This window comes from Streptomyces sp. NBC_00887 (genome assembly GCF_045207585.1).
Genome location: NZ_CP108788.1, coordinates 9,623,320 through 9,644,699 on the forward strand (window position 1 = coordinate 9,623,320; position 21,380 = coordinate 9,644,699).

20 protein-coding genes and 3 pseudogenes are annotated in these 21,380 nt (G+C 68.4%); 10 read left to right on the forward strand and 13 right to left on the reverse strand.

Annotation, left to right across the window (positions count from 1 at the left end; all coding sequences use genetic code 11):
* Positions 1-656: 656 nt before the first annotated feature.
* Positions 657-878, reverse strand: a pseudogene (locus tag OG844_RS43850) (helicase associated domain-containing protein); the annotation flags it as partial.
* Positions 869-3,736 carry a BTAD domain-containing putative transcriptional regulator gene (locus tag OG844_RS43855; RefSeq protein ID WP_406395919.1) on the reverse strand — a complete coding sequence of 956 codons (2,868 nt, stop codon included), beginning with the start codon at positions 3,734-3,736 and terminating at the stop codon, positions 869-871. The pseudogene OG844_RS43850 and the gene OG844_RS43855, both read right to left, overlap by 10 nt.
* Before the next feature lie 171 nt (positions 3,737-3,907).
* On the opposite strand from OG844_RS43855, the gene OG844_RS43860 reads away from it, so the two are divergent.
* The 4 genes from OG844_RS43860 to OG844_RS43875 all read left to right on the forward strand — a co-directional run bounded on the left by OG844_RS43860 (position 3,908) and on the right by OG844_RS43875 (position 6,610).
* A complete protein-coding gene (locus tag OG844_RS43860; RefSeq protein WP_406387625.1) occupies positions 3,908-4,057 on the forward strand; it encodes a hypothetical protein in 150 nt (49 codons plus the stop codon).
* A gap of 33 nt (positions 4,058-4,090) precedes the next feature.
* Positions 4,091-5,002: an esterase/lipase family protein gene (locus OG844_RS43865; RefSeq protein WP_406387624.1), complete on the forward strand. Its 912-nt coding sequence runs from the start codon at positions 4,091-4,093 to the stop codon at positions 5,000-5,002.
* Between the two features lie 146 nt (positions 5,003-5,148).
* Positions 5,149-5,298, forward strand: coding sequence for a hypothetical protein (locus OG844_RS43870; RefSeq protein ID WP_406387623.1), 150 nt, complete (start codon positions 5,149-5,151; stop codon positions 5,296-5,298).
* Between the two features lie 514 nt (positions 5,299-5,812).
* The gene (locus OG844_RS43875) at positions 5,813-6,610 is read left to right on the forward strand and encodes a hypothetical protein (RefSeq protein ID WP_406387622.1); all 798 of its coding nucleotides are present in this window, start codon (positions 5,813-5,815) and stop codon (positions 6,608-6,610) included.
* Positions 6,611-7,483: 873 nt separating this feature from the next.
* Here the strand turns inward: OG844_RS43875 and OG844_RS43880 are convergent.
* Both OG844_RS43880 and OG844_RS43885 read right to left on the reverse strand, forming a co-directional pair.
* Positions 7,484-8,494, reverse strand: coding sequence for a hypothetical protein (locus OG844_RS43880; protein WP_406387620.1), 1,011 nt, complete (start codon positions 8,492-8,494; stop codon positions 7,484-7,486).
* A 13-nt stretch (positions 8,495-8,507) separates the two neighbouring features.
* Positions 8,508-8,684, reverse strand: a complete 177-nt coding sequence (locus tag OG844_RS43885) for a hypothetical protein (protein WP_406387619.1) — start codon at positions 8,682-8,684, stop codon at positions 8,508-8,510.
* Positions 8,685-9,093: 409 nt separating this feature from the next.
* Between OG844_RS43885 and OG844_RS43890 the strand changes: the two genes are divergently transcribed.
* Positions 9,094-9,705 carry a DUF6461 domain-containing protein gene (locus OG844_RS43890; RefSeq protein WP_406387617.1) on the forward strand — a complete coding sequence of 204 codons (612 nt, stop codon included), beginning with the start codon at positions 9,094-9,096 and terminating at the stop codon, positions 9,703-9,705.
* Positions 9,706-9,731: 26 nt separating this feature from the next.
* On the opposite strand, the gene OG844_RS43895 is transcribed toward OG844_RS43890, so the two are convergent.
* Complete coding sequence (locus tag OG844_RS43895; RefSeq protein ID WP_406387616.1) at positions 9,732-10,163, reverse strand: hypothetical protein; 432 nt, start codon at positions 10,161-10,163, stop codon at positions 9,732-9,734.
* Between the two features lie 222 nt (positions 10,164-10,385).
* Positions 10,386-10,730, reverse strand: coding sequence for a C40 family peptidase (locus tag OG844_RS43900; protein ID WP_406387615.1), 345 nt, complete (start codon positions 10,728-10,730; stop codon positions 10,386-10,388).
* A gap of 86 nt (positions 10,731-10,816) precedes the next feature.
* Here OG844_RS43900 and OG844_RS43905 point away from each other — a divergent pair.
* The 4 genes and pseudogenes from OG844_RS43905 to OG844_RS43920 all read left to right on the forward strand — a co-directional run.
* Positions 10,817-11,209 (forward strand): annotated as a pseudogene (locus tag OG844_RS43905) (IS5 family transposase); the annotation flags it as partial.
* A gap of 16 nt (positions 11,210-11,225) precedes the next feature.
* Complete coding sequence (locus OG844_RS43910) at positions 11,226-11,576, forward strand: transposase (protein WP_406396375.1); 351 nt, start codon at positions 11,226-11,228, stop codon at positions 11,574-11,576.
* Between the two features lie 318 nt (positions 11,577-11,894).
* Positions 11,895-12,026: a hypothetical protein gene (locus tag OG844_RS43915; protein ID WP_406387613.1), complete on the forward strand. Its 132-nt coding sequence runs from the start codon at positions 11,895-11,897 to the stop codon at positions 12,024-12,026.
* Positions 12,023-12,655, forward strand: a complete 633-nt coding sequence (locus tag OG844_RS43920; RefSeq protein WP_406387612.1) for a hypothetical protein — start codon at positions 12,023-12,025, stop codon at positions 12,653-12,655. The genes OG844_RS43915 and OG844_RS43920 overlap by 4 nt, the downstream gene beginning before the upstream one ends.
* Positions 12,656-12,714: 59 nt before the next feature.
* On the opposite strand, the gene OG844_RS43925 is transcribed toward OG844_RS43920, so the two are convergent.
* From OG844_RS43925 to OG844_RS43955, 7 genes and pseudogenes are all read right to left on the reverse strand, one after another.
* Entirely contained in the window at positions 12,715-12,891 is a 177-nt protein-coding gene (locus tag OG844_RS43925) for a hypothetical protein (protein ID WP_406387610.1), read from the reverse strand.
* Between the two features lie 18 nt (positions 12,892-12,909).
* The gene (locus tag OG844_RS43930; RefSeq protein ID WP_406396376.1) at positions 12,910-13,761 is read right to left on the reverse strand and encodes a helicase associated domain-containing protein; all 852 of its coding nucleotides are present in this window, start codon (positions 13,759-13,761) and stop codon (positions 12,910-12,912) included.
* Positions 13,710-13,892 carry a hypothetical protein gene (locus OG844_RS43935; RefSeq protein WP_406396389.1) on the reverse strand — a complete coding sequence of 61 codons (183 nt, stop codon included), beginning with the start codon at positions 13,890-13,892 and terminating at the stop codon, positions 13,710-13,712. The genes OG844_RS43930 and OG844_RS43935 overlap by 52 nt, the downstream gene beginning before the upstream one ends.
* A gap of 1,282 nt (positions 13,893-15,174) precedes the next feature.
* Positions 15,175-15,297, reverse strand: a pseudogene (locus OG844_RS43940) (IS5/IS1182 family transposase); the annotation flags it as partial.
* A 114-nt stretch (positions 15,298-15,411) separates the two neighbouring features.
* Entirely contained in the window at positions 15,412-16,080 is a 669-nt protein-coding gene (locus OG844_RS43945; RefSeq protein WP_406387609.1) for a DUF4232 domain-containing protein, read from the reverse strand.
* Between the two features lie 795 nt (positions 16,081-16,875).
* Entirely contained in the window at positions 16,876-17,289 is a 414-nt protein-coding gene (locus tag OG844_RS43950) for a hypothetical protein (protein ID WP_406387608.1), read from the reverse strand.
* 1,810 nt (positions 17,290-19,099) lie between these two features.
* On the reverse strand, positions 19,100-19,456 hold the full coding sequence (locus OG844_RS43955) for an HIT domain-containing protein (RefSeq protein ID WP_406387607.1): 357 nt from the start codon (positions 19,454-19,456) through the stop codon (positions 19,100-19,102).
* A 346-nt stretch (positions 19,457-19,802) separates the two neighbouring features.
* Between OG844_RS43955 and OG844_RS43960 the strand changes: the two genes are divergently transcribed.
* Positions 19,803-20,858, forward strand: a complete 1,056-nt coding sequence (locus OG844_RS43960; RefSeq protein WP_406387606.1) for a GDSL-type esterase/lipase family protein — start codon at positions 19,803-19,805, stop codon at positions 20,856-20,858.
* The last annotated feature ends 522 nt before the right edge of the window (positions 20,859-21,380 follow it).

Consider the following 21,380-nt stretch of genomic DNA (forward strand, 5'->3'; position numbering starts at 1 on the left):
ACTGGTAGCCGTCGGGCGGCCGGAACCACTTCGCCGGGTTCTTGCAGCAGCGCTCAGGCTGTCTCCGCGGACAAGGGATGCCACAGAAGATACTCCGCGAGCTGTTTCGTCTGCCGCCCGGGCAGCTGAAAGTGACGGCTGTCGGCCTCCCTCGCCCCGCAGCTCGTCCTCGCCGGACACGCGCCCACGGACGTCGCCCGTCTGCTCCGCGACCATCCCGCCACCGCCGACAGCCCGGACACCACCACGGCGTTCCTGGCCGCACTCACCGGCCACTGGCACCGCAACGCCCGGAAGCCCGCGCCCCCGGCGCCCCCGGACTGCGCGCCTACCAACACCGCGCCGCCGCCGGCCTCGCGCTCCTCGACTACCGCCTGAGCTGAACAGCGGCTGCTGCACCCTCGCGTCAGTGGCGGCACGGCTCCACATTGCCCGCAGGCCGCCCAAGATCCCAGGGCCTACACGCACTCCAGTGCGATGCCGCCGCCTTCGGGGGCACGACATCGCACTGGAGTGCGTGTAGGCCCTGGGACGCGGTGCCGCTGGGCCCGGGTCAGCGAAAGACCCCGGGCCGCACGGCTCGCCCGGGGTCCTCTCCAGTCCGACCTGGCGCTGCACTCCGTCCATCGGGCGACGCCGGGCCCCTGAAAACGACGTCAGGCCGCGGCCCACTCCAGCCCGAGGCCGGCCAGTGCGGCGATCTTGTCGGCGGTCAGCTTGGCCCGGCGGCTCTTGCTGTTGCTGAGGAACACCCCCAGCTTCACCTCACTCCCGTCCTCCAGCCGCTCCACATGAGCCCTGGGGACGGTCACAGAGCCCTCGCGGGCCTTGTACTGCGCCAGGGCCGCCACGCCCTTCTCGAAGGCGCTCACAGCCGCCCACCCCACCGGCCCGGCATATGGAGCTCTGCTGTCTGGTTGAATGCGCCACCGTCAGCGGGCGCTGCGTCGAGTTCGGCCAACAGGGCGCGGACCTGCTCCAGGTCTGATTCGGGGGCGCGGACTTCGAGGTAGATGTCGAGGGCCTGCCGCACGACTTCCCTGGCAACTTCGACGGTTCCTGTCGCCTGGTGGGTCTGGCCCAGGTGGAAGAGGTTCTCGGCTTCGTTGTAGCGGTGGCCCAGTGCGCGGTTGAGTTCCAGGCTGCGTTCGTAACCGTCAATGGCGTTCGTATGGTCGCCGAGCTGGTGGTAGGCGTATCCGAGGGTGTCCCAGGTGCCGGCCTGGCCGCGGGAGTCGCCCAGCTCCTGCTGGATGGCGAGTGCTTCTTGACCGCGGTGCACCGAGGTGGCGTGGTCTCCGTTCTGGGCGTGGTCCCAGGCCACCGCGTTCAGTGCGCGTGCCCTTCCTGCGAGGTGTCCGGCGGAGGTGAACAGGTCGACGGCGCTCTGGTCGTGTCGCAGGGCTGCGGCCCGGTCGTCTTCGCGTTCGTATAGCCAGCCGAGCGCGAGGTGGGTGTGGGCCCGGGGGACAAGGCTGCCGGTCGTCTCCGGGAGGGACAGTGCATGTGCCAGCTCGCGGTGAGCTTCGGCGTAGCGGCCGGTCTCGGTGAGAGCCCAGGCGAGCGAGCGGTGGGATTCGACCTGGGCGGCCGGGTCGCCGAGGCGGACGGCGGCGGCGAGAGAGAGGGTGTGCAGGTCGGCGATGTCGGCCCAGCGTCCGCGCCGGGCGAGGTAGGTGGTGAGGGCCCAGGCCGTCTGCCAGGCGCGGGCGTCCTGGCCGGTGCGCACGGAGTGGTCGACGGTCGCGGTGAGCACGGGGTGCTCGTTCGTGAACCATTCCATCGCCCTGTCGTGCGTGGTGAGTTCTTCCGGAAGGGCGCCGTGTGCGGGCGGGGCCAGTGGGATCGGGTCGCGGTGGGGCAGCAGGAGCCGGTCGGCGGCATATGCGGTGTGCGCGTAGTGGTCGAGCACCCGGGTGAGGGCCGCCCGCCCTTCGGCGGCGGGAGCTACGGTCTGCGCCAGCTCGAGGGCGTAGGCGCGCAGCAGGTCGTGGCAGGAGAAGCGGCCGGGGCTGCGTTCCTGGACGAGGTGGTGGGCCTGGAGGCGGCGCAGCCAGGTGCGGAGGCGGGCGGGCGGTTGGGCGGTGAGGCTGGTGGCGGCGGGCAGGGCGAGGTCGGGGCCGGGTGCCTGGGCGAGCTGGCGGAACACCCGGGCGCAGTCGTCGTCGAGGGCGAGGTAGGAGGAGGCGAAGACGGTCCGCACGTCGGCGGATGTCTCGCCGGTGTCCAGGGCGTCGAGCCGGGTCGCGGTCTGGTGCAGCTCTGCAGCCAGGGCGGTAAGGGTGAGCATCGGGCTGGTGGTGAGGCGGGCGGCCAGGACACTGATGGCCAGGGGGAGCCCGCCGCAGTACTGGAGGATCTCGGTGACGGTGTCGGGGTCGTCGGTGAGCTGTTCGGCGCCGAGGCGCCGGGCGAGCAGGTCGTGCGCCTCGGCAGGGGCGAGGGTTTCCAGGGTGAGTTGCGCGGCGCCGTGGGAGGCCGTCAGTGCGGGGAGCTGGCGCCGGCTGGTGATCAGAACTGTGCAAGTGGGGCTGCCGGGGAGCAGGGGCAGCACCTGCTCGGTGCTGTGGGCGTTGTCGAGCAGGATGAGGATCCTCTTGCCTGTCGTCAGGCTTCGGTACAACGCGGCATTCGCCTGCGGGTCCGTGGGGATGTCCGCGGAGCTGACGCCGAGGGCTTCCAGGAATCCCCGCATGACCACGTGCGGGTCGGCCGGCTCCCCTGCAGGGGTGAACCCCTGCAGGTCGGCACAGAGCTGCCCGTCGGGGAATTGCTCGTATCGGCCGTGGGCCCAGTGCAGCGCAATCCAGGTCTTGCCGACGCCGCCGGTCCCGCAGATCGCCGAGACCAGCACTGCACCGCCCGGTTCGGACTCAGTTGTCAACAGCTTGTCCAGCTGGGCGAGCTCGCTGCCGCGGCCGGTGAACAACGGCGGCGGGGCGGGCAGCTGCCGGGGGACCGGCGTGGTCCGCGCCACGCTCAACGGGGCGCGGGCCGGCGGGGCGAGCTGCGGGTCCGAGTTCAGGATCTGCTGGTGGAGCTCGCGCAGCGCCGGTTCCGGGTCGCTGCCCAGCTCCTCGGAGAGCAGGAGCCGGAGGCCCTGGTAGTGGTGCAGGGCGTCCGTGGGGCGTCCGCTGCGGTACAGGGCCAGGAGCAGCTGGGCGGCGAGGCGCTCGTCCAGCGGATGGGCGTCGGCCCGCGCTGTGAGGGGGGCGAGGCATTCGCTGTGGCGGCCGGTACGCAGCATGACATCGGTGTGATCCAGTTGCGCGGCCCACCGTTCCGCCTCCAACTGCGCGCGCACGGTGTCCAACCAGGGGGATTTCAGCCCGGACAGGGGCTCACCGTGCCACAACCCGAGCCCCTGTTCGAACAGTGCCCGGGCGGCGTGGTCATCAGTGGCTTCCGCGGCTTGCCGGATCAGACGGCGGAAGCGGTACAGGTCCACTACGGCCTCGTCGACCTCCAGGACGTAACCGCCGGAGCGGCGGACTATACGGGTGCCGTGAGGGCTCAGGGCGCGGCGGAGCCGGGAGATGTAGGCGTAGAGCGTGGTCTGGGCCCGTGCGGTCCCGTCGCCGCCCCACACCCGGTGGAGGAGTTGATCGGCTGGCACGGGGTAGTTGGCGTCGATCAGCAAGGCCGCCAGCACGGACTGTTGCTGCGGGTGACCCAGGGGTACCCGGTGCCCCTCGTTCCGTACCTCAAGGGCGCTCAACAAACAGAACTTCACCATGCCGTGGTGCCTCTCGCGCAGGTAGAGGTGCCGGAGCGGCCACTCTGACCTGCTGTATCAAGGTTTCGGCAAGGTTTCCCCCAAGTCGGCCGAGCATAGTAGCAGACGTGTCCCAAACCGGGTGGTTCGGAGCCTGGCAAGGACACGGGTAGCTGGCACAACTTCGCCCGCATGAAGGGTTGGAAGATCCTGCGTGACTGCCGACTCAAAGGCGACGGCGTCCATCACGCCATGTTCGGCACCGCCCGACTGCACAACCTCGCCCTCGCCGGAAAGCGAAGGGGTGGCACCGCGACCGGCCCCGCCGCCACCGTCCCCTAGATCGTTACGGGACAATCCTTAATGGGAGTATTTATGCGACTCAGATCGTCTCTCGTCACGTCCGTAGTGAGCGCCGCCGTCCTCCTCACCATGACGCCTGCGGCCAGCGCCGCCACTTCCTCTGAGGCCGAGACCTCAGCTGCGCGGGAAGACAGCAAGCAACGCCCGGTCTTCTTCATAAAGGGCTACACCCCAGGTCACACCTGTGGAGAGAAGTGGAACTCCGCCGCCACACTGTTCAAGAAGTCCAAGTGGGAGGGGACCCTACACCGCGTCGGTTTCTATGAGGAGGACGACGAGGAGGACGCCGAGAACGGCGGCATCGGGTGTGACGTACGGATCGACCCTGAGGGCAAGGGCACCGTGGATACCTCCCTGAAAGATCTCGGGCGCGGCCTCGCGTGGAAGATCCACGACATGTACTCCTCCAAGGGGCAGACCGTCGACGTCGTCGGCCACTCGATGGGCGGACTGATCGCCCGTGCCGCGCTGGCCGGATACGAGAAGGGTGACCCGACCTGGCCGCCGGTCCTCTTGGTAGAGGACGTCGTCAACCTGGGCACCCCGCAGAAGGCCGCACTGTTTGCCGCCCTCTGCTCCTCCAACCTGCAGTGCCGGGAGATGCGCTACCCGAACGGCACCTTCCGACGCTGGCTCGGCCCCACCCTCCCCCAGGCGAAGGGGGGAACGGACTGGACGCTCATCGGCTCGAATGCCGACGGTACGGTCGGCGCCGGCAACGCGGCTCCCACTGACGTCGGGGCGCAGCATTTGGTGCGCTACTCGGAGAGCTCCGGTCTCGATCACACCAAGCTGCGCACCAAGCGGGCCGGCACCTTCCCGCTCCGGTATACCAACAACGGCGGCGCCTGGGGATCACTGCCGCAAGGCGCTGCGCCTCTGCGGGCCACCATGAACGCCCTTTACTGGCACAGCCGCTGGTGAACCCTCCGAGAAATGGCATGGCGAGCGATTACTGTCGCTGAGCGCAACCGCCAGTAGCCCGGCACTGCTTGGGGAGCACCCCGTACGACGGACGCTGATTAACCCATGTCCGTCGTACGGGACCGCGATCCGTAGAAAGCAGCACCATGTTTGCCGAGGACGCCTCCACTATCCGCGCCGACCGCCTGCCCCGCGTGATGGCCAGTCTTCGCAACCTCGCTATCAGCGTCTGCCGACAGGACGGCCACACCAACATTGCTGCCGCCACCCGCCACAATGCCCGCCACCCAGGCTGACCTCTGGCCACACTCGGATTGACATGATCAACCGGAACTCACGTGCTCAACCGGACAGAACCGCAACACGCAAAGTCCCAGCTCAGTGGCCCAAGAAGCCCCGGCGTGGCCAGGTAGTCGACCGGAACGGCCGTCAGCCACTTGCTCGAACGCAGGTTTGTAGGCCAGTGCTCCCCACGCATCGATAATCAAGCTGCGCCAGCGCCGCATCCGCTACTCCTCGAAGATGGCCCGAAGTTCGGGGAGCCTACGCCCTTTGACGGTGCGGCTGGCTGGGGTCTGTGTCACGGTGGGTATGGGGCGCGGTTCGTGGGGGGAACTGATTGTAGATCGAGTCCCCTGGTTGGATCGCGGCTCCGGGGCTAATCCGGGATACAACCCACAACACCCCAGTGAGACCGTTGAGCTATTGCTCGATTTTCGGAATCACAAACGAGAATCGAACCATGTGATCCAATACTCGGCCATTACGTGGTCAATTTAGAGCAAGCTCGACTAGGGCAGGGAGGTAGCCATGGCGCAGATATCTGGATCCGGACAGAGCGAGGCTGGAATCCTCGGAACAAGCGAGAAGGAAGACGGCGTCCTTGGACTCGGCAATGCTCCCGGCAAGGCCGGCGTTGCTGGCGTCAACGAAAACAGCGGAAACGGCGTATTCGGCCGGGGCTTCAACGGCCTATTCGGAGACGGCAAGGACGGGAACGGCGTTGTCGGAGTAAGCCAGAACAACGACGGCGTTCTGGGAATAGGCAATATTTCCGCTAAGGCCGGCGTTGCCGGAGTGAACGACAACGGCGGCAACGGCCTGTTTGGTAGGGGTGGAAATGGTGTATTCGCCACGAGTAACGTAGCCGGGGGGAAAGCCGGCGTCTTTGATGGCGACGTCCTGGTTACGGGCGACCTTCTCCTCGCAGGTGCCGACTACGCCGAGGCCCTGACTGCTGCTGACCCCGCCGTTGCTCCTGGAACGGTTGTCATAGTCGGTGAAGACGGTCAGGTCCAAGCATGTGAGCAGGAATACGACACAGCAGTAGCCGGGATCGTGTCTGGTACTGGCGGAGAGAAGCCGGCCGTCGTGCTCGATCGCCACGACGGCGGCGTAGCGGTTGCGCTAGTGGGCAAGGTGTGGTGCTTGGCCGACGCCGATGCCACCCCCATCCACCCGGGCAACCTGCTCACAACCTCTTCCACCAACGGTCATGCTCGCCGCGTGACAGAACCCCACAGGGCGCTTGGCGCCATCATCGGTAAGGCATTGACCCCGCTCGCCAGCGGCCGCGGACTCGTCCGTGTCCTGGTCAGCCCTCGCTGAGAAGGACGAGACCATGATCAGTGTCCGTCAGCAATTCGGGCCGGGTGTCGGCAGCCTGGAAGCGGTTCGCTCGGCCTTGGGGCCCCAACGCCCGACATCGCTCCGCGATCTTCTCGGTCTCTACGCGGCGCCGATCGACTCTGATGAGCCTCTCGTGACGCCCGACGGCGTCCCACTTGGCGGACACCATGCCATCCACCTTGAGCGTAACGGGCTCCGCTACAACGGCCACGTGCGGGCGACGGGCTCGGAATTGGCTTCGGCTCCGGCTGGTGGCTCCTGCCCTGGAGGCGGCTGAGTGCAAGTGCGGCGGCCTCGTGCGCCTCTTCGTAGGCCAGTGCCTTTTGGGCAGCGAGTTCCTCAACTGCCATCCAGGGAGCGCAGATCCGCTCCGCCTTGGTCCGCCTGATGGCGCGCAGGACGTCCGCCTCGCCGCCGTCAAGACTCAATCTGCGAATCACGCAACTGTCCAGAATGATCATGCGTTGCCCTAGCTCTCGCTCGACGTCCAGCTACGACTAGCACCCATAACCTGCTCCCCGCAGCTGAGTTGCGGTACCGAGCCCTTGCAGGTCCGTCGTTACGACGCTGGGGGTCCTCGGAGCTCCGAAGAGGGCGGCGGGCCCCCGGGGGAGGACGCATCCACCGGGGGCCCGCACAGGTCGGGCCGCACTCTGGGGCCGGAGGCGCCGCAGCTACAGGGAGTGCACTCCTGCGCCGCTCGGGCACTGCGTCGGCATAACTGCCGGCACCTCGCGGCGAGGAAAGTACACGCCCGCCCAACCCTCGGATTGATCAGCTTCACGGGGACCGACTCATGGCCATGATCTAAATACCGGCGGACGACCTTCGGATCCATGGAACGGCGTTGCCTTATAGTGCTTGGCTCGGGCGATGGTGGAGCACCCGGGCGTGCACGGTCGGCGGTTTCAGGAAACCGGCGAGCTCATCGACCCGGGCCCACGCATTGCGGCCGGGCCGGATCAGTCCGGTCGTCCACTGCTCGTCGAACCGGTCCCGCCACGGCCACCGGTCGGGGCCCAGACGCAGCGGGCCCAGGGACCAGCCGGCCGAGGAGAACCGGGTTCGTGCCGCGTAGACGTCCAGGGCCGCTTCGATGTGCCGCAGCCGTCGCTCGGCCCGGCCAACCACGTCGGAAGAACACCGCACGAGCAACTGCACCCGAACCAGCCCGGCATCCTCCGCCAGCTTCCCCAGCGCCTTGTCCCGATCCACCCTCGGCGGCCGCGGCGCCATCAGCAGACTCCGCCCCGACCCCGACCGCTGCTCCTGAGGCATGGTCAGCCTCGTCACCTGCCAGGTCAGGGCGTCCTCCATCGTCGCGGCGTCCTGCGTCATCCACCGCGCTTCCCGCCGAGACTCACGCCGCGCGTGATCCCGCGCCGCGTCGACGACCTGCCAGCGCCTGGCCCGAAGGCGCCACTTCGACGCCGGCGACAGGTCCAGACACATCTCTGCCAGATCGCCCAGATCTGCCCGCAGGTCGGCGACCGCGTCGATGAGCGGCTGCAGCGGATCGGGCTCCAGCGGTACTTCCCGCAGCCGTGACCCCGGGGCGCCGTGCAGGCTGAATACCGCCCGCACCGTGTGCTCCGGCAGCTTGCGCTTGTCTCCTATCGGCCGGGCCGGCTCCGAGCGCACCCGGGCGTACGGCGTCTGCAACAGCAGATGCCGCGCCGACGCCGGGGCCTCGACCCGGTAGGTCAGCGGCTTGCTGCCGTCGGCTCGCAGCCGCACCCGCACCGTACGAGCAGACCTCGGTGTCCACCACGGACCCGCACCGGCAGCCCGGACCAACTGCGCGCCGAACCGGCCGATCTCCTCGCCACTCGCCTCGAACTGACGCGACGGCAGCAGCTCCACGTACGTCCGCCGCTCAAGAGCCGCTGCAGACAGACGCCGAGGCGCCACCCGCGATGCCGCCGATCAGCCCCAGCAGCCACGCGTACTCGTACGTCCAGTTCGCCCATGACCAGGCCAGGGAGCCGAGGGAGGTCAGGGTGTCCCATGCGGCCGCAGGGGCTGAGGCAAGGTTCATCGTGCGGGACGTCATGAGTCCCTCTCGGACGGGATGGCGTGCGTGATCGGCTCCGTCGCCGTCGGCGGGGCCGGGCTCGTCGCGCGGGAGAGTTGAAGGGGCATGCGGGACTCCGAAGGGAGAGGCGATCAGGTGTTGTTCCTAAGGAACCCGGCGCCACTCACCGATTCGCTCACCATGGCCACCCGGTTGAGATCACGGTTGGGGCACGGGGTCGGTGGTGAGTTGCTGACGCTTACGTGGCGGTGCATCTCGCACTCACCATCCCTGGTCAGAGCCTCCGGGACGCGTGTGGTGCGCGAAGGTCCAGGCGGCAGGGTGCTATGAGCCTCTGGGAGCGAACTCACCACGACTGCGCGCCCACTCACTCACCGCGGAGCCGTGCAGACGGCTGGGTGGCAGCAGCGGCTGGCATGCTGCGGGCATGACCGACAGGAGCACCGCCGCCGATTATCTATGGCTCGAGAAGCAGTACCCATTTCTCATGGAGGCGTACTGCATCACCCTTATCCAAGGCCTTGGCCCGGATGCGCTGCTCAAGGCGCTCGGGGCCGACCCCGGGGAACGCATGACGGGTGTGAGGGCACTGGACGGGCTAGCGTACGGACAGGTCGAAGACGGTGAGCGCTTCGTGGCGGCGACTTCCATTGGTGACTGGACGCTGATGGTCGAGCACAACGGCTACGTGGGCATCGCGGACACGATCATGCTCCCTATCTCGAGCGGCCGGACAGTGGTCTCCCACTACTGCAACGTCAACGCGGGCGACCAGTTTTACTGGTACCAGGACGGAGCCACCCGCCTGCACTTCGAACCCGGCATGCCCAACCGCCGCGACGGCGGCCACCCCGACGGGCTCCTCACGGAGATGGAGGAGGCGGGCTTCGATCTGAACGACATGGACGAAGACAACCTCAACAGGCACACCGAAGCTGCCTTCGCCCTCGCCGAACACATCACAGGCGTACGCCTGACCCCAGAGCTCTTCGCGTCGGCGGAGTTCACCTGCGGTCGTGTGCCCGATCCACTCAGGTAACTCCCGACCGGATATGCGGCGGAAGTTCACCGTACGGGTGCCCACGTCTGTGCTTTGCGTGCGAAGCGGACAGCGGCGGCTCGGCCATCGATGAACGCGCCGGACGGGTCGGCTCCCGCCCGTACGAGTTGCACAATCACGCCGGCCGGATGGTAGGTGTCGCGGCGGGCGATCAGCCCTTGGATCCGGATCCGGGAGTACGTCGCAACCGTCCGTCGTTCGGGAAAGTAGGCGGGCCACTTCGACCGTCCCGCACCGGTGATCTCTGCCATCCACACCGCCCGCCCCAGCGCGGTGAGCTGTCGTTCATCTTCCGGGGACAGGTCGGCAGGAATCGCCCGGTCCAACGCGCGTTGCACCAGCGGGTCGGCACGGGGACCGGCACCTGGCTCCGGCAGGACCTCTTCCTCCGCCAGGACGGGTGGCGACGCGGTGCTCGCCGCTGGTACAGACCTCACCTCATCGGCCCCAAGCCCCTCGTCGGCCGGCAGCCCGGTGTCCGAGCTGCTCCGGGTCTGCGCCGGGTGGGGGGGAAGAGAGGGCGAGCGGTAGGGAAGGTGCTGACCTTTCGCCCGACGGCATCGCGTAGACGACGAGCGTGCAGCCGGTCGCGGCCAGGACCCCGGCTGCTGCGAGGAGGGCGCGGCCGCGGCCGCGGCCGCTACCTGACTGTGTGGTGGTCACAGGACGCGGGCTCCTCCGGCGTAGTCGGACATGGAGGTGCCGGAGTCGACCCGGACCCTGGTGCCGGGCCGGGCGGCATTGATCATCTGACCGTTGCCGAGGTAGATCCCGACGTGGTGGATGGTGCTGTTCCGGGTGGGGATGTAGCCGTAGAACACCAGGTCGCCGGGCTTGAGTGCTCCGATTCCGGCGGAGGCGGGGATCCGGGTGCCGACACAGGCCTGCGCGGAGGCGGTACGCGGCAGCGATATCCCCACCTTGGCGAATGCGTACAGGGCGAGCCCTGAGCAGTCGAACCCCGTGACCCTGCGGCCGTCCTGCCCTCCGGGCGAGCAGCACACCCCCGACGAGGGGCCCTTCGCGTTGCCGCCGCCCCAGGAGTACGGGACGCCCTTCTGCGCTAGGGCCTGTCTTCAAACACTGTTGCATGGTGCGGCGACATGAGCTCTCGGACGACGAGTGGGACGTTCTGTCGGGGCTGCTTCCGCGGACGGGCACGGGGCGGCCCCGGCGAGACGACCGGGTGGTGCTGAACGGGATCGTGTGGAAGCTGCGGACCGGTTCGGCCTGGCGTGATGTGCCGGAGAGGTATGGGTCCTGGCGGACCTTGTACACACGTTTCCGCAGGTGGGCGCTCGATGGCACGTTCACGCGGATGCTTGAGGCCGTTCAGGCTCAGAAGGATGCGGCAGGGGACGTTGACTGGCTGGTATCGGTGGACTCCACGATCACCCGCGCTCATCAGCACGCGGCCGGCGCCCGTAAAAGGGGCAGGTCCCGCAGAAACGGCACACGCTCACGCCCTCGGACGATCCCGTGGCGGACTGACGACCAAGATTCACCTCGCCTGCGACGGCCGCGGCCGTCCGCTCGGCTTTGTCGTCACAGGCGGCAACACCAACGACTGTACGCAGTTCGAGCAGGTCCTCGCGCAAATCAAGGTTCGCCGCCCAGACCCAGGCCGACCGCGCAACCGACCCGACCATCTCCTGGGCGACAAGGGATACAGCAGTCGATCCATACGCAACTACCTGCGGAAAAGCGGAATCCCGCACACCATCCCGGAACGGTCGGACCAGCAGGCGAACCGCCGTCGTCGCGGCAGCAACGGCGGCAGGCCGCCACGCGTTGAAGCAGCGCTCGACGACGTTGCGCTGTTTGTAGCGCTCCTTGTCGAAAGTGCTTAAAGCAGTACCGGGCCATCGCCACCCGCTACGACAAAACCCGCGAATCCTACGAAGCGGCACTCACCATCGCGTCACTCCTGATGTGGATATGACCCTTTGAAGACAGGCCCCAGTGCCCTGGTACACCCCACGCGGCTGACCCGTCCCGCCACCTGCGCCCAGACCGTGCCACCATCACCGAACAGCCGACCCGTGACGCCCAGTAGGCTCTGCAAGACCGGCTGGGAAGCCGGACCGAGAACATGACGAGCACCGGACGCCAGCAGGGCGCACAGGACCACGACGCCGGGCCGGCACGCGACAGCCCAGGGGGAGCGGATGACGGGGCAGAACCCGCAGGTCGCGGGCCGGACGGTGGACCCGAAGCAGCAGTACCGCGACCTCAACGACACCCCACTGCCCGCTTACGAGACCGACTGCACGACGGCAGGCTGGGAGAGATTCGGATGAGACCCGGCCCGCAGCACTCCGGCCGACGACACATCCGCATCGTGCGGAACCTGCGCGTCCTGACAGCCGCGCCCGCCCGCTCCCCACGCTGTCAGGAGGATGCACGCCGTGTCGCCGCCCGCCTGACCTACCTGCGCCGCGTGACCTCCCTGCCGTCCCCGACCGAGCCAGTCCTGATCGTGGCACCCGGAGACGCAGACCGCGCGCTCGGCGCCACCGCAGACGTCCTCTACCTCTGCGCACACTCCTACCCCGGACCTCAGCCCGAGGGCTTCCTAGACACCGACCTCGCTTCCCTGAGCAGCCCGCTGACGGCCAAAGCCCTGATCCTGGACACCTGCTGGGGCGCGGCCCCCGCCGTACGCCGAACCCTGGCCGGCTTGCGCCCCGCCCACCTGCCGCCACTGGCATTGCTCGCCTCCGCCGGCCCTGCCCGCTTCGACCACCACGTCCTGGCCGGCCCGTTGCTGGAAGCTCTTCTCACCGGCCCCCGTTCCGGCCCGTGGCATCAACGTCTTGCCTCCGCGAAGACCGCCGCCCTGACAACCACCGAGCTGGCCGCGCACACACGACGCGACTGGAAACGCTGGCAGATCCACTACATCCCCGGTACCCGTACCACCTCGTAACTGTGGCGCAGCTGATGCGTTCTGACCTGCCCTGCCAGGCGGGCAGCGGACGCAAGAGGTCATCGTGCTGCTTTGAACGCACCCCGGCCCGCTGGTGACTTGATGTCGATGCCGTCGTCCCTGCCGCGCCCGTTGACCACCTCCACCGTCGCCTCGGCGTCGTACAGGCGGTGCACCAAGGCCTCGACGATCCGGTCGAACAGGGGCTGCCCGATGCGCTCCCACTCAACAGCCATCCTTCTGCCGCGCGGATCTTACTCACGCCATCGTCCCGGCAGCGTGCCGCTGTGACACGTGAGTGGCTGCGCGATCCGGACCACAGCGTCCCCGAGTACCCCAAGGAGCCGGGGCTGTGAGTAAGGCCGGGCTCCCCGGGCATCGACGGCAATAGGCTGGGCAGAAGTCCTACCCAGCCCACTGTCGCGCTTGCGCGCTACGCCCACCGCAATCCCGATCGCGGACAGCTGCTCCATCCGCTCCGGCGTCAGCGTCGCCGCCCGGCTGCGCTGATTCCCCATCCAGGCCCCCAGCTTGTGCTCCCGCTCCTCCCGCTCCTCCCGCTCCTCCTGGTCCTCGCCGACGATCCGCTCAACCCACTTCCTTGGGACCTGAAGGTGCCCCTCGCGCTCGTAGAACTGCTTGGCGGCCTCGTAGTTCATCGCCCACTTGTCGGACTGCGAACGGCGCCGCTTCGGCCTTTCCTCCTCGGTCGCGGGCGTGATCCCGAGGACCTGCTCGCACATCCACCGCTGCACGCCGGTGAGCTGGTCCCACCCGTACCGCACCGACGTCACCCACCGCCCCAGATCCTCGCCCTGGCGCAGGACCTCGCGCGCCTCGGTGGGCAGCGCCTCACCGGTGTCCAGGTGCATCCGGACCAGGTGGAAGGACCGCTGCCACGTCACCGGCCACGACGGGCACCAAGAGGCGTCGATCTCCTCCAGCTGCTCGCGCCGGGTGTCCGACAGCGCACCGGCCGACGACTCCACCGGCAGACCCTCCGCGCGCCGCCGCTCGATCTCCTGCGCCTTCCGCGCGGCCGCCCGCGCGTTCTTCAACCAAATACCCACCGCCGCACCCTGGAACGTGGCGTCCAGCGGTGCCAGAAGGTGCCCGTTCTCGGCAGCCTTGCGGGCGGCGGCCCGCGCGCGGCGGTCAGGCCCTCCTCCCTCGCGACGTCGAAGTGGGACGAGATCATGCCGAGCTTTTCCAACTGGGCGGCACGGTCCTCGTCCATGTTGCCGGCGTAGAACCTCCTGGCGTCGGCGGTCCACTGCCCCAGCGGGAACCCGGCGAGCGCGGCCGGTCACCCCTCGCCTTCCGCCTCCTGGTCGTCGACGGCCGGGACGCGAAACGTGAACGGCACCCGTAGGTCACCGTGTTCGCGGGCGTAGATCACAGCGGCCTCCACGCCACGGCGCCAGTGCTCGTGCTCGGGGTTGAGGACGCGCAGGTTGATGAACGCGGCGAGGGTGGCCGGGTCGCGGGGCGTGGAGAACCTCAGCAGGGCCTTGGCGGGGGCGCTGACGCCCCCGGAGCCCTCGCCCGTGCTTTCTTCCCGCTGGCGTCCTTGCTGACGGGCTTGTAGGCGCTCGGTGCCTGCTGCTCCGCGAGGGTTTCCACGATCCGCGCGTTGTGCGCCCGCAACGCCTCCAAGAGCTTGGCCGGCCCGCCGAACGCCGGGGAGGTCAGCATGCTGTCCGCCGTCTCAGTCTGGTCACTCGGGCGAAGAGCCACGGCCAACACCGCCTTCGACACACCCGACGACCTCGACCGCACACTCCGCCGCGAGTTACGCAGAATCCAGCTCCGACCCCACCTCAGCGACGGCTGCCTCACCGCCACCGGCAGGACCGTAAGAAGAACGGTGTAATTCCGATCATGGAAGGGTGCACCTGTGACCAGCGAGAACATAGCCAAGCCGTCTGCGGCAGGAGCCGCGTCAGCGTCGGTTGACGGCCAGTTCCTGAACGAGATCGTGGCCCGGGCTCAAGCCGATGGCCGGCAGCTGACCTCGGCCATGACGGGCACGATCCGGCCGGGAAGAACGGCGGAAACTTCCGCAACGCACCTGCGAGTGTGGCTGGAGGAACGACGGCTCGCGCACGTGCTGGCCACGAAGGTCAACGACACCGTGATCACCGTGCGCGGGGCGGACGCGCGGGTGGAGCAGCTGGTTGCCGCGCTGCCTGCCAGCGGTGGAACCGGATCTCCGGCGGGGCCGGCGCGCACGGTGAGCGGATTTGCGACTGGGCGCGTGTCGCGATCCGCCCGTACTGGGAGAACGGCTTCGGACCCTGGGTACTGGCCCGACGCAGCGTCAGCGACCCGAGCGAGATCGCCTACGGAAGACGCGATCGTCGGCACGAACTGGAGTGCTGATCCGGAGGCGCCGACCTGGGGGGGGGCGATGGGTACGGTGCGGAGCGGTGATTCGGTCTGTCGAACCGGCCCGCAGTCCATGGACGGCGGCGGCAGGAGACGGTGCCGGCCAGTACGTCGAGCCGGTTCCGCTCCGTGACCAGGGCATGCTGGTGCGGTGGGAGCTTGCAGCTGCGGTCACCCTCACTGGTGACGATGAGCAAGGTGGCCCGCTCGACCAGGGCGTGGGGCAGGTCGCGTGCGGCAGGATACGGAACCAACGCGGCTCCTGCGCCTGGGGGGTGAGACTTCGGAAAAATCCCCCAGCGCCACAGGAGCCTCGTGCGTCGCGGGCGTCGAGCCCGTCACCCGATCAGTGGCCACGCTGAAAGAGCTCAGTAGGTCAGCGCGTCCTCGGCGGTACCGAAGAAGCTGGTGACCTGGCTGTCGTTGACCGTGACGGGGCCATCGTTGACCGGAACGGTCGTCGGGCTCTCGGAAGCGGCGAGTGCGACTTCCACCTTGTCGGCGCTCTTGCCACCCGCGGTGTCGGCGCGCGAGAACATGATCCCGGCATACGCGCTCTCGCCGGGCTTCAGAATCCAGTCCTTGCCGGCGGGTCCCATGTGCCCGGCGGCGCCGTCGAGCCCCGGAATCGTGATCACCAGCTCGTTCGGCGACAGCAGACAGGGGTCGCTGCCTTTGTTGCTGGCGGTCAGCAAGGCGTGGTTGACCGGCCTGGACGCGACGGTGACGTTGTAGGTGAGGTCGGCCGTCTCGCACATGCCGACACCTCCGTCCTGATCGTCGTCGGCCCCGGGCTTCGGCGACGACGGCGGGGTGCTGGGGCTGTCGGAGAACTTCCCGCTGCCGCTGCCACCAGGGTCGGCCGACGAGGGCTTGTCGGTGCCCTCGTCCGTACTCGTAGCGGAAGGGCTCGCGTGCGTGCCCGGGGTGGCCGCGTCGTTCTCGACGTCACCGTCGCATGCGGTCAGGGCCAGGATGCCGATCGACAGAGCGGCGAGTGCGGCGGTGGTACGGCGTGAACGAGCGGTGTGAGCCATGAGAAGTCCCCCGGGATTCGGAATGTCCCGGTGATCGTGCCTCATGGGAGCGGTGCTGCCCATTGATCGCACCGAGCGGGAGCGGTCTTCGAACAGGTTCGTGACATTGTGACGGCGGCCGTGGCGAGGGAGTACCCGGCATCGAGCGGTGGCCGTACACGCCGCCGACCCGGCTCGGCGAGGCCCTGAGCAGGGTGAGGTCGGCGTTCACGGCGGCGCGGTCGAGATATGGGCGACAAACTGGGCCCACCTGTGCACGGTGGCGGAGAAGCGGATCGACCCCGTGGACGAGCTGGGTGCCGATCCAGGCCGACCGGCTACGTACTGGGGCTACCCGCCGGATCAGTACGCCCGCCGCTGGGACAAAGACGACGGGGAGGCCCGGCACGCCGCGGTCGAACCGCCCGCGAGGCTGCCATCGCTCTCAAGGACCTGCTCCTGGACCCGGCCTGCACCGCAGGGAAGACAGCCACTCTGTTGCGGAGCGGGGTGGGCCAACGCCTGAAACGACGCGGTGGCCCGCCCCGCATACCGAGGCAGTCCGCGCTGCGGCAGGACACGCGAGGGCACAAGCACCAGCACGCGGCCCGCGTGGAGCTCCTCCGCGCTGCGGGCGGCGACGAGCGTCTTGCGGAGCCGGTGGCCATGACGAGCTGCGTCCTCAGTCTCGCTTGGGAAGGAGGGCCCGGTCTGGCAGGGCGAGGGCGCGCAGGACCGCGTCGACGGCCTCTCTCTGGTGGGGGCGTACGTTCATGCCGGTCTTCCCATTCTGTCCCGAGCAGCGAAGCGGCTGCTTCAGGTGGCGTTGTAGGCCAGATTGGCAAGCTGGAGTGCCTGGGTCAGGCTGGTCTCGTTGCTGAGATCGACACTGACGCGGTACGCACGGTGACCCGTGACGAGGATGCGCGCCTGCGTGGCCCCAACCTCGTCGAGCTCCTCCCGGGTGTAGTTGAGCCGGAGATTGATGCTGCTGCGCTCCGCAAAGACGTAGGCGAAGCCGCCCAGCTGTGAGCCCTGTCGGCGCAGCCGGAGGTACCGGCTGTAGTCGAGAGGAGCACCCGGCTGCGCGTCCTTGCGCTTGATTCCGTGCACACCGACGTTCTCCCACCCTGTCGCCTCGGCCAGGAAGCGGACGAACAGCTCAGGTGCCGGGCTGCGCCCGAGCAGCGCGCGGACCGTCTCCTGACCTTCCTCAGCTACCCCCGGCACACGAGGCATCGCGTTCCGAATCGCTGAACTCGTCGGTCCCGACTGCTGCACCACGCTGGTGGTCCCACGGCGGGGCTGTGTGAGCTCCCGTAGAGCCTGGGAAGCGTCGAGTTCCTCGGCGGTTCCCTCGAACTGAAAGACAGTCAACTTCAAGCTCTACCCCCAGTGTTCTGTTTAACGAATAGCTACTCTATCAGCTAGCCTCACTTTGGGTAGTTCATCAAGGAGGGTCGGGGACGGGGAGTCATGACTGGGCGTCTGGGTGCCGGGCGGGAGGGTTGTCCAGGTAGGCGTTGAAGCGGGGGTGTCACGGATGACGCATCGGCCGCAGGAGCCTGCCCGTCCGCAATAGGCATGGTCGTGGTCGATGTTCCAGAAGGTCTGGCCGGCTTCGTCCACCCTGCCGAACTCATAGTTAGGTTCCTCCTCGCACAGTGCGCAGGCGTCGCGCTGAACCGGGATTCCGTTCACCTGCGCTATGGAGAGCGAGTACGTACGAGCCTGCTGCTGCCCGCGGTTGCAGCGGACGCACAGGTCCTTGTCGACCCGCCGGAACCGGGGATCCGGGTCGTTGTCGTCGTCGCACAGAGTGCAGGAGAAGTAGGTGTCGTCGAAGTGCAAGTTCACGCGCGGAGGGTAGCGCCAAGGCCGGACACCGTGGGCGGCTACGTCCCGGGCCTGCCCGCTGCGGCTGCTCTCAGATGCGGTGCAAGCTGGTGGCTTGAGAGGTGGGCAGCGGTTCGTCGCCAGCCCTACGAGTGGGCGTGCCCGCGTTGCCGGTATTCGATGCCCTGGGCGGTGTAGATGCAGCCGATCTGCTGGTCTGCCTGGTGGCGCGAGCACCTCGGGGCCGGTGAGGGCGTCCCGGGCGTTCCACGCCGCTTCCCAGAAGAAGCCCGAATACGAGGACAGTCATCCCAGTTCGGCGTCCTGGCCACGGGCGCTTCCCCGCGATTCCGTCTAGAGAACTGGCTGCAGGGCACTGCCACCCTCTACCTCTTCCGGGTCGGCGGCGGCTTCCAGGAAGGCGAATTCTGGCACTGGCCCGACGAGGAGGCCGAGAGACGCCTGAAGTACCCCCAGCGCTTCGGCATAAAGCCCCTGGGCCCCGATGGTCCGCTCACCGAAGCAGGAAGCTACGCCATCCGCCGCTCCGGCACCGACCGGGGGCATGGGCAAACGCGTCCAGATGCCCGCCCAGCGCCTCCTGGAGCTCGCTGGCATCCCCGTCGACTCCGACAGCCCGAAGACGTTCCCCTGGACAAGTCACCTGGCTTCACCGCCGACGGTCGGGGGCGAGGAGAAGCCCCAGCGCCGCCGCGCCGGCTACGTCTCGACCCCAAGGAGCGCAAAGCCATAGAGCTGCACGCCGGGGACCACGCGGTCAACCACTACGAAAAGGATGGCTGGGTGGTCGAGGAACTGGGCAAGCCCTACGAGCTGCGCTGCCGCGCGGGACAAGGACAACACTGTTGATCTCTACGTGGTCAGCGGCATCAAGATCGACCCCACTCCGACCCGTACACCGCCTGCGGTGACAAGGTCACGCTCTACACCGACTGGGAGCCGGCCGAGGAGGACCTCATGCCCGCAAGTACGCGTGCCGGCTTCCCCCGGAAACTACCTGGCCGACGGGTCCCGCCGCGGGAAGTGGGTCCGGCCGTGCTGTGCGATACGTGCGCGCGCCTTGCCCCCCAAGAAGCGTCCCGTTCTGGGGAGCGCGCTCCGTCGCCCGTGGACGTACACCGCGCCCGTCCGCCTGATCGCCCAGAGGAGGCTCGAAGGGATCCGAGGGTTGCCATGTTGACGATCAGCGGTCGTGGTGCCCATACGTCTGTAGGATCGCTGCCTCGTCCTCACCCCGGTAGAGGACGTGCCAGTGCAGGTGTTTGCTCTCCTGGTACAGGCCCAAATTGGTGACCACCGGGCAGGAGCCATGCTCCTCCTCGACCTGGGCGGCGACCTGACGGACGACCTGGACCAGTTCCAGCAGTAGTCCCTCATCGGCGCCCGCGAGATCGGTCTGCGATAGTACGTGTTCCTTCGGGATGACCACGATGTGAACCGTATGCGAGGGGTTGGTGTGGTGACAGGCCAGTACCCGCTCCGTCTCGGCCGCTACCTCCAGCGGGATGCTGCCACTGAGGGCCTGATGACGTCGTGGCATCCGGGCGAGATCGTGCCGGACAGCGGGATCTACGAGTGTGACCGCGGGGGAGGGCATCACTGGAGTACGGACGTGAAAGGGCACCGCTTCCCGCCCCTCCCTCCGACTGCAGTGGTGCGGCGTGGTTGCTGCGGACTCAGGCCCATCCGGACGCCTGACCAGTCGTCCTGCGACCGTCGTCGAGCCGATGCTTGCCCAGACCTCGGTCGCGGCGGCACCGAGAGCGCCGACTCCCGGCCTCCTTGGGTTATTGACGTGCCAGCGACAATCGTGGCTTGATGAATGGGAGCGCTCCCAGGGATGCGTACCGCCATCCCACTTCCGCCCCCACCTCAGGAAGGCCCCCGTGCGCAGCAGACGCCACCCCCTCCTCGCCACTTTCCTGGCCGCCCTATGTGTCTTCGCCGCCGGATTCGGCCTGGCCGGGGCCCCATCCGCCGCCGCAACCGGCGCGACCCCGGTACGGATCATGCCGCTCGGCGACTCCATCACCGGCTCCCCGGGCTGCTGGCGTTCCCTCCTCTGGAACCAGCTGCAGAACGCCGGTTACACCGATATCGACTTCGTCGGCACGCTGAACGCCCAGAGCTGCGCCCTCACGCACGACGCCGACAACGAAGGCCACGGCGGGTTCCTTGCCACCGCCACCGCAGACCAGAACCTCCTGCCCGGATGGTTGGCGGCGACAGCGCCGGACATCGTCGTCATGCACTTCGGCACCAACGACGTCTGGAGCAGCATCGCGCCGGACACCATCCTTGCCGCGTACACCAAGCTGGTCGGCCAGATGCGGGCCGGCAACCCGGCAATGAAGGTGCTGGTCGCCCAGCTCATCCCGATCAATCCGAGCAGCTGCGCCGAGTGCGCCGCTCGCACCGTCGCCTTCAACCAGCGCATTCCGGCCTGGGCCCACGGCATCACCACCGCGCAGTCGCCGGTATCCGTCGTCGACCAGTGGACGGGCTTCGACACGGCCACAGACACCTACGACGGCGTGCACCCCAACGCCTCCGGCGACGCGAAGATGGCGGACCGTTGGTACCCGGCGCTGTCGGCGCTGCTCACCCCGGGTGACCCGGAGGGCCCGGAGGACCCGGGGAATGGTGGCTGCGCGGCGGCCTTCCGGGCGGTGTCAGCGTGGCAGGGCGGCTATCAGGGTGAGGTGACGGTGACCAACGCCTCGTCCACGGCGGCGATCTCTTCCTGGGCGGTTGCCCTCGCACTCCCGGCGGGCAGTCAGCTCACCCAGGTCTGGAACGGCGCACTGACCGGGACGACGGTGCGCGACGCCGGGTGGAACGGCGCGCTGAAGGCGGGGGCCAGTACCACCTTCGGCTTCCTCGCGAGTACGTCGGCAGCGGCGGGCACGCCATCGGTTACGGCTACGTGTTCGGCGTCCTGAGAGGTCATCCATGCCGCAGTGGCCGAGCCCCCGAAGGTCGCGGTCCGCGCCGGTCCGGATCCGTGCGGTTGCGCCAGCACCTGAACCCAGCCAATGGGCAAGTGTTCGGTGGGTGTCGGAGGGGCAAGCCTCCGACACCCCGCCGGGCGGTCGGCAAGCGCTCCCCGGCACCCGTCGCTCGGCGTTGCGCTCCTCGTCGGAATCGGCGCGGGACGCTCCTGCAGCTCCTGACGACGGAGCGGCGACCAAAGCTACGGGACACTCCGAGCCAACACATGTGTCCGACAAGCCTCGAGACGGGAGCCCTCGGCCGACGCCACGCAGCAGGTGGGGAGTGCTGTCCGGGCGGCGAGGGCGTCGCGCAGGTCGCACACCGCCCGCTCCTCGTGGTTCTGGGGTGGGATCGAGCGGTACTGGTCGAGCGCAGGGTGGCGAACGAGTCCGGTGCGGTAGGCATCAGAGAGAGCGGGAAGGACCGCGACGGTGCGCCGGCACGCGATTCGAACGGTCCGCAACCTACGA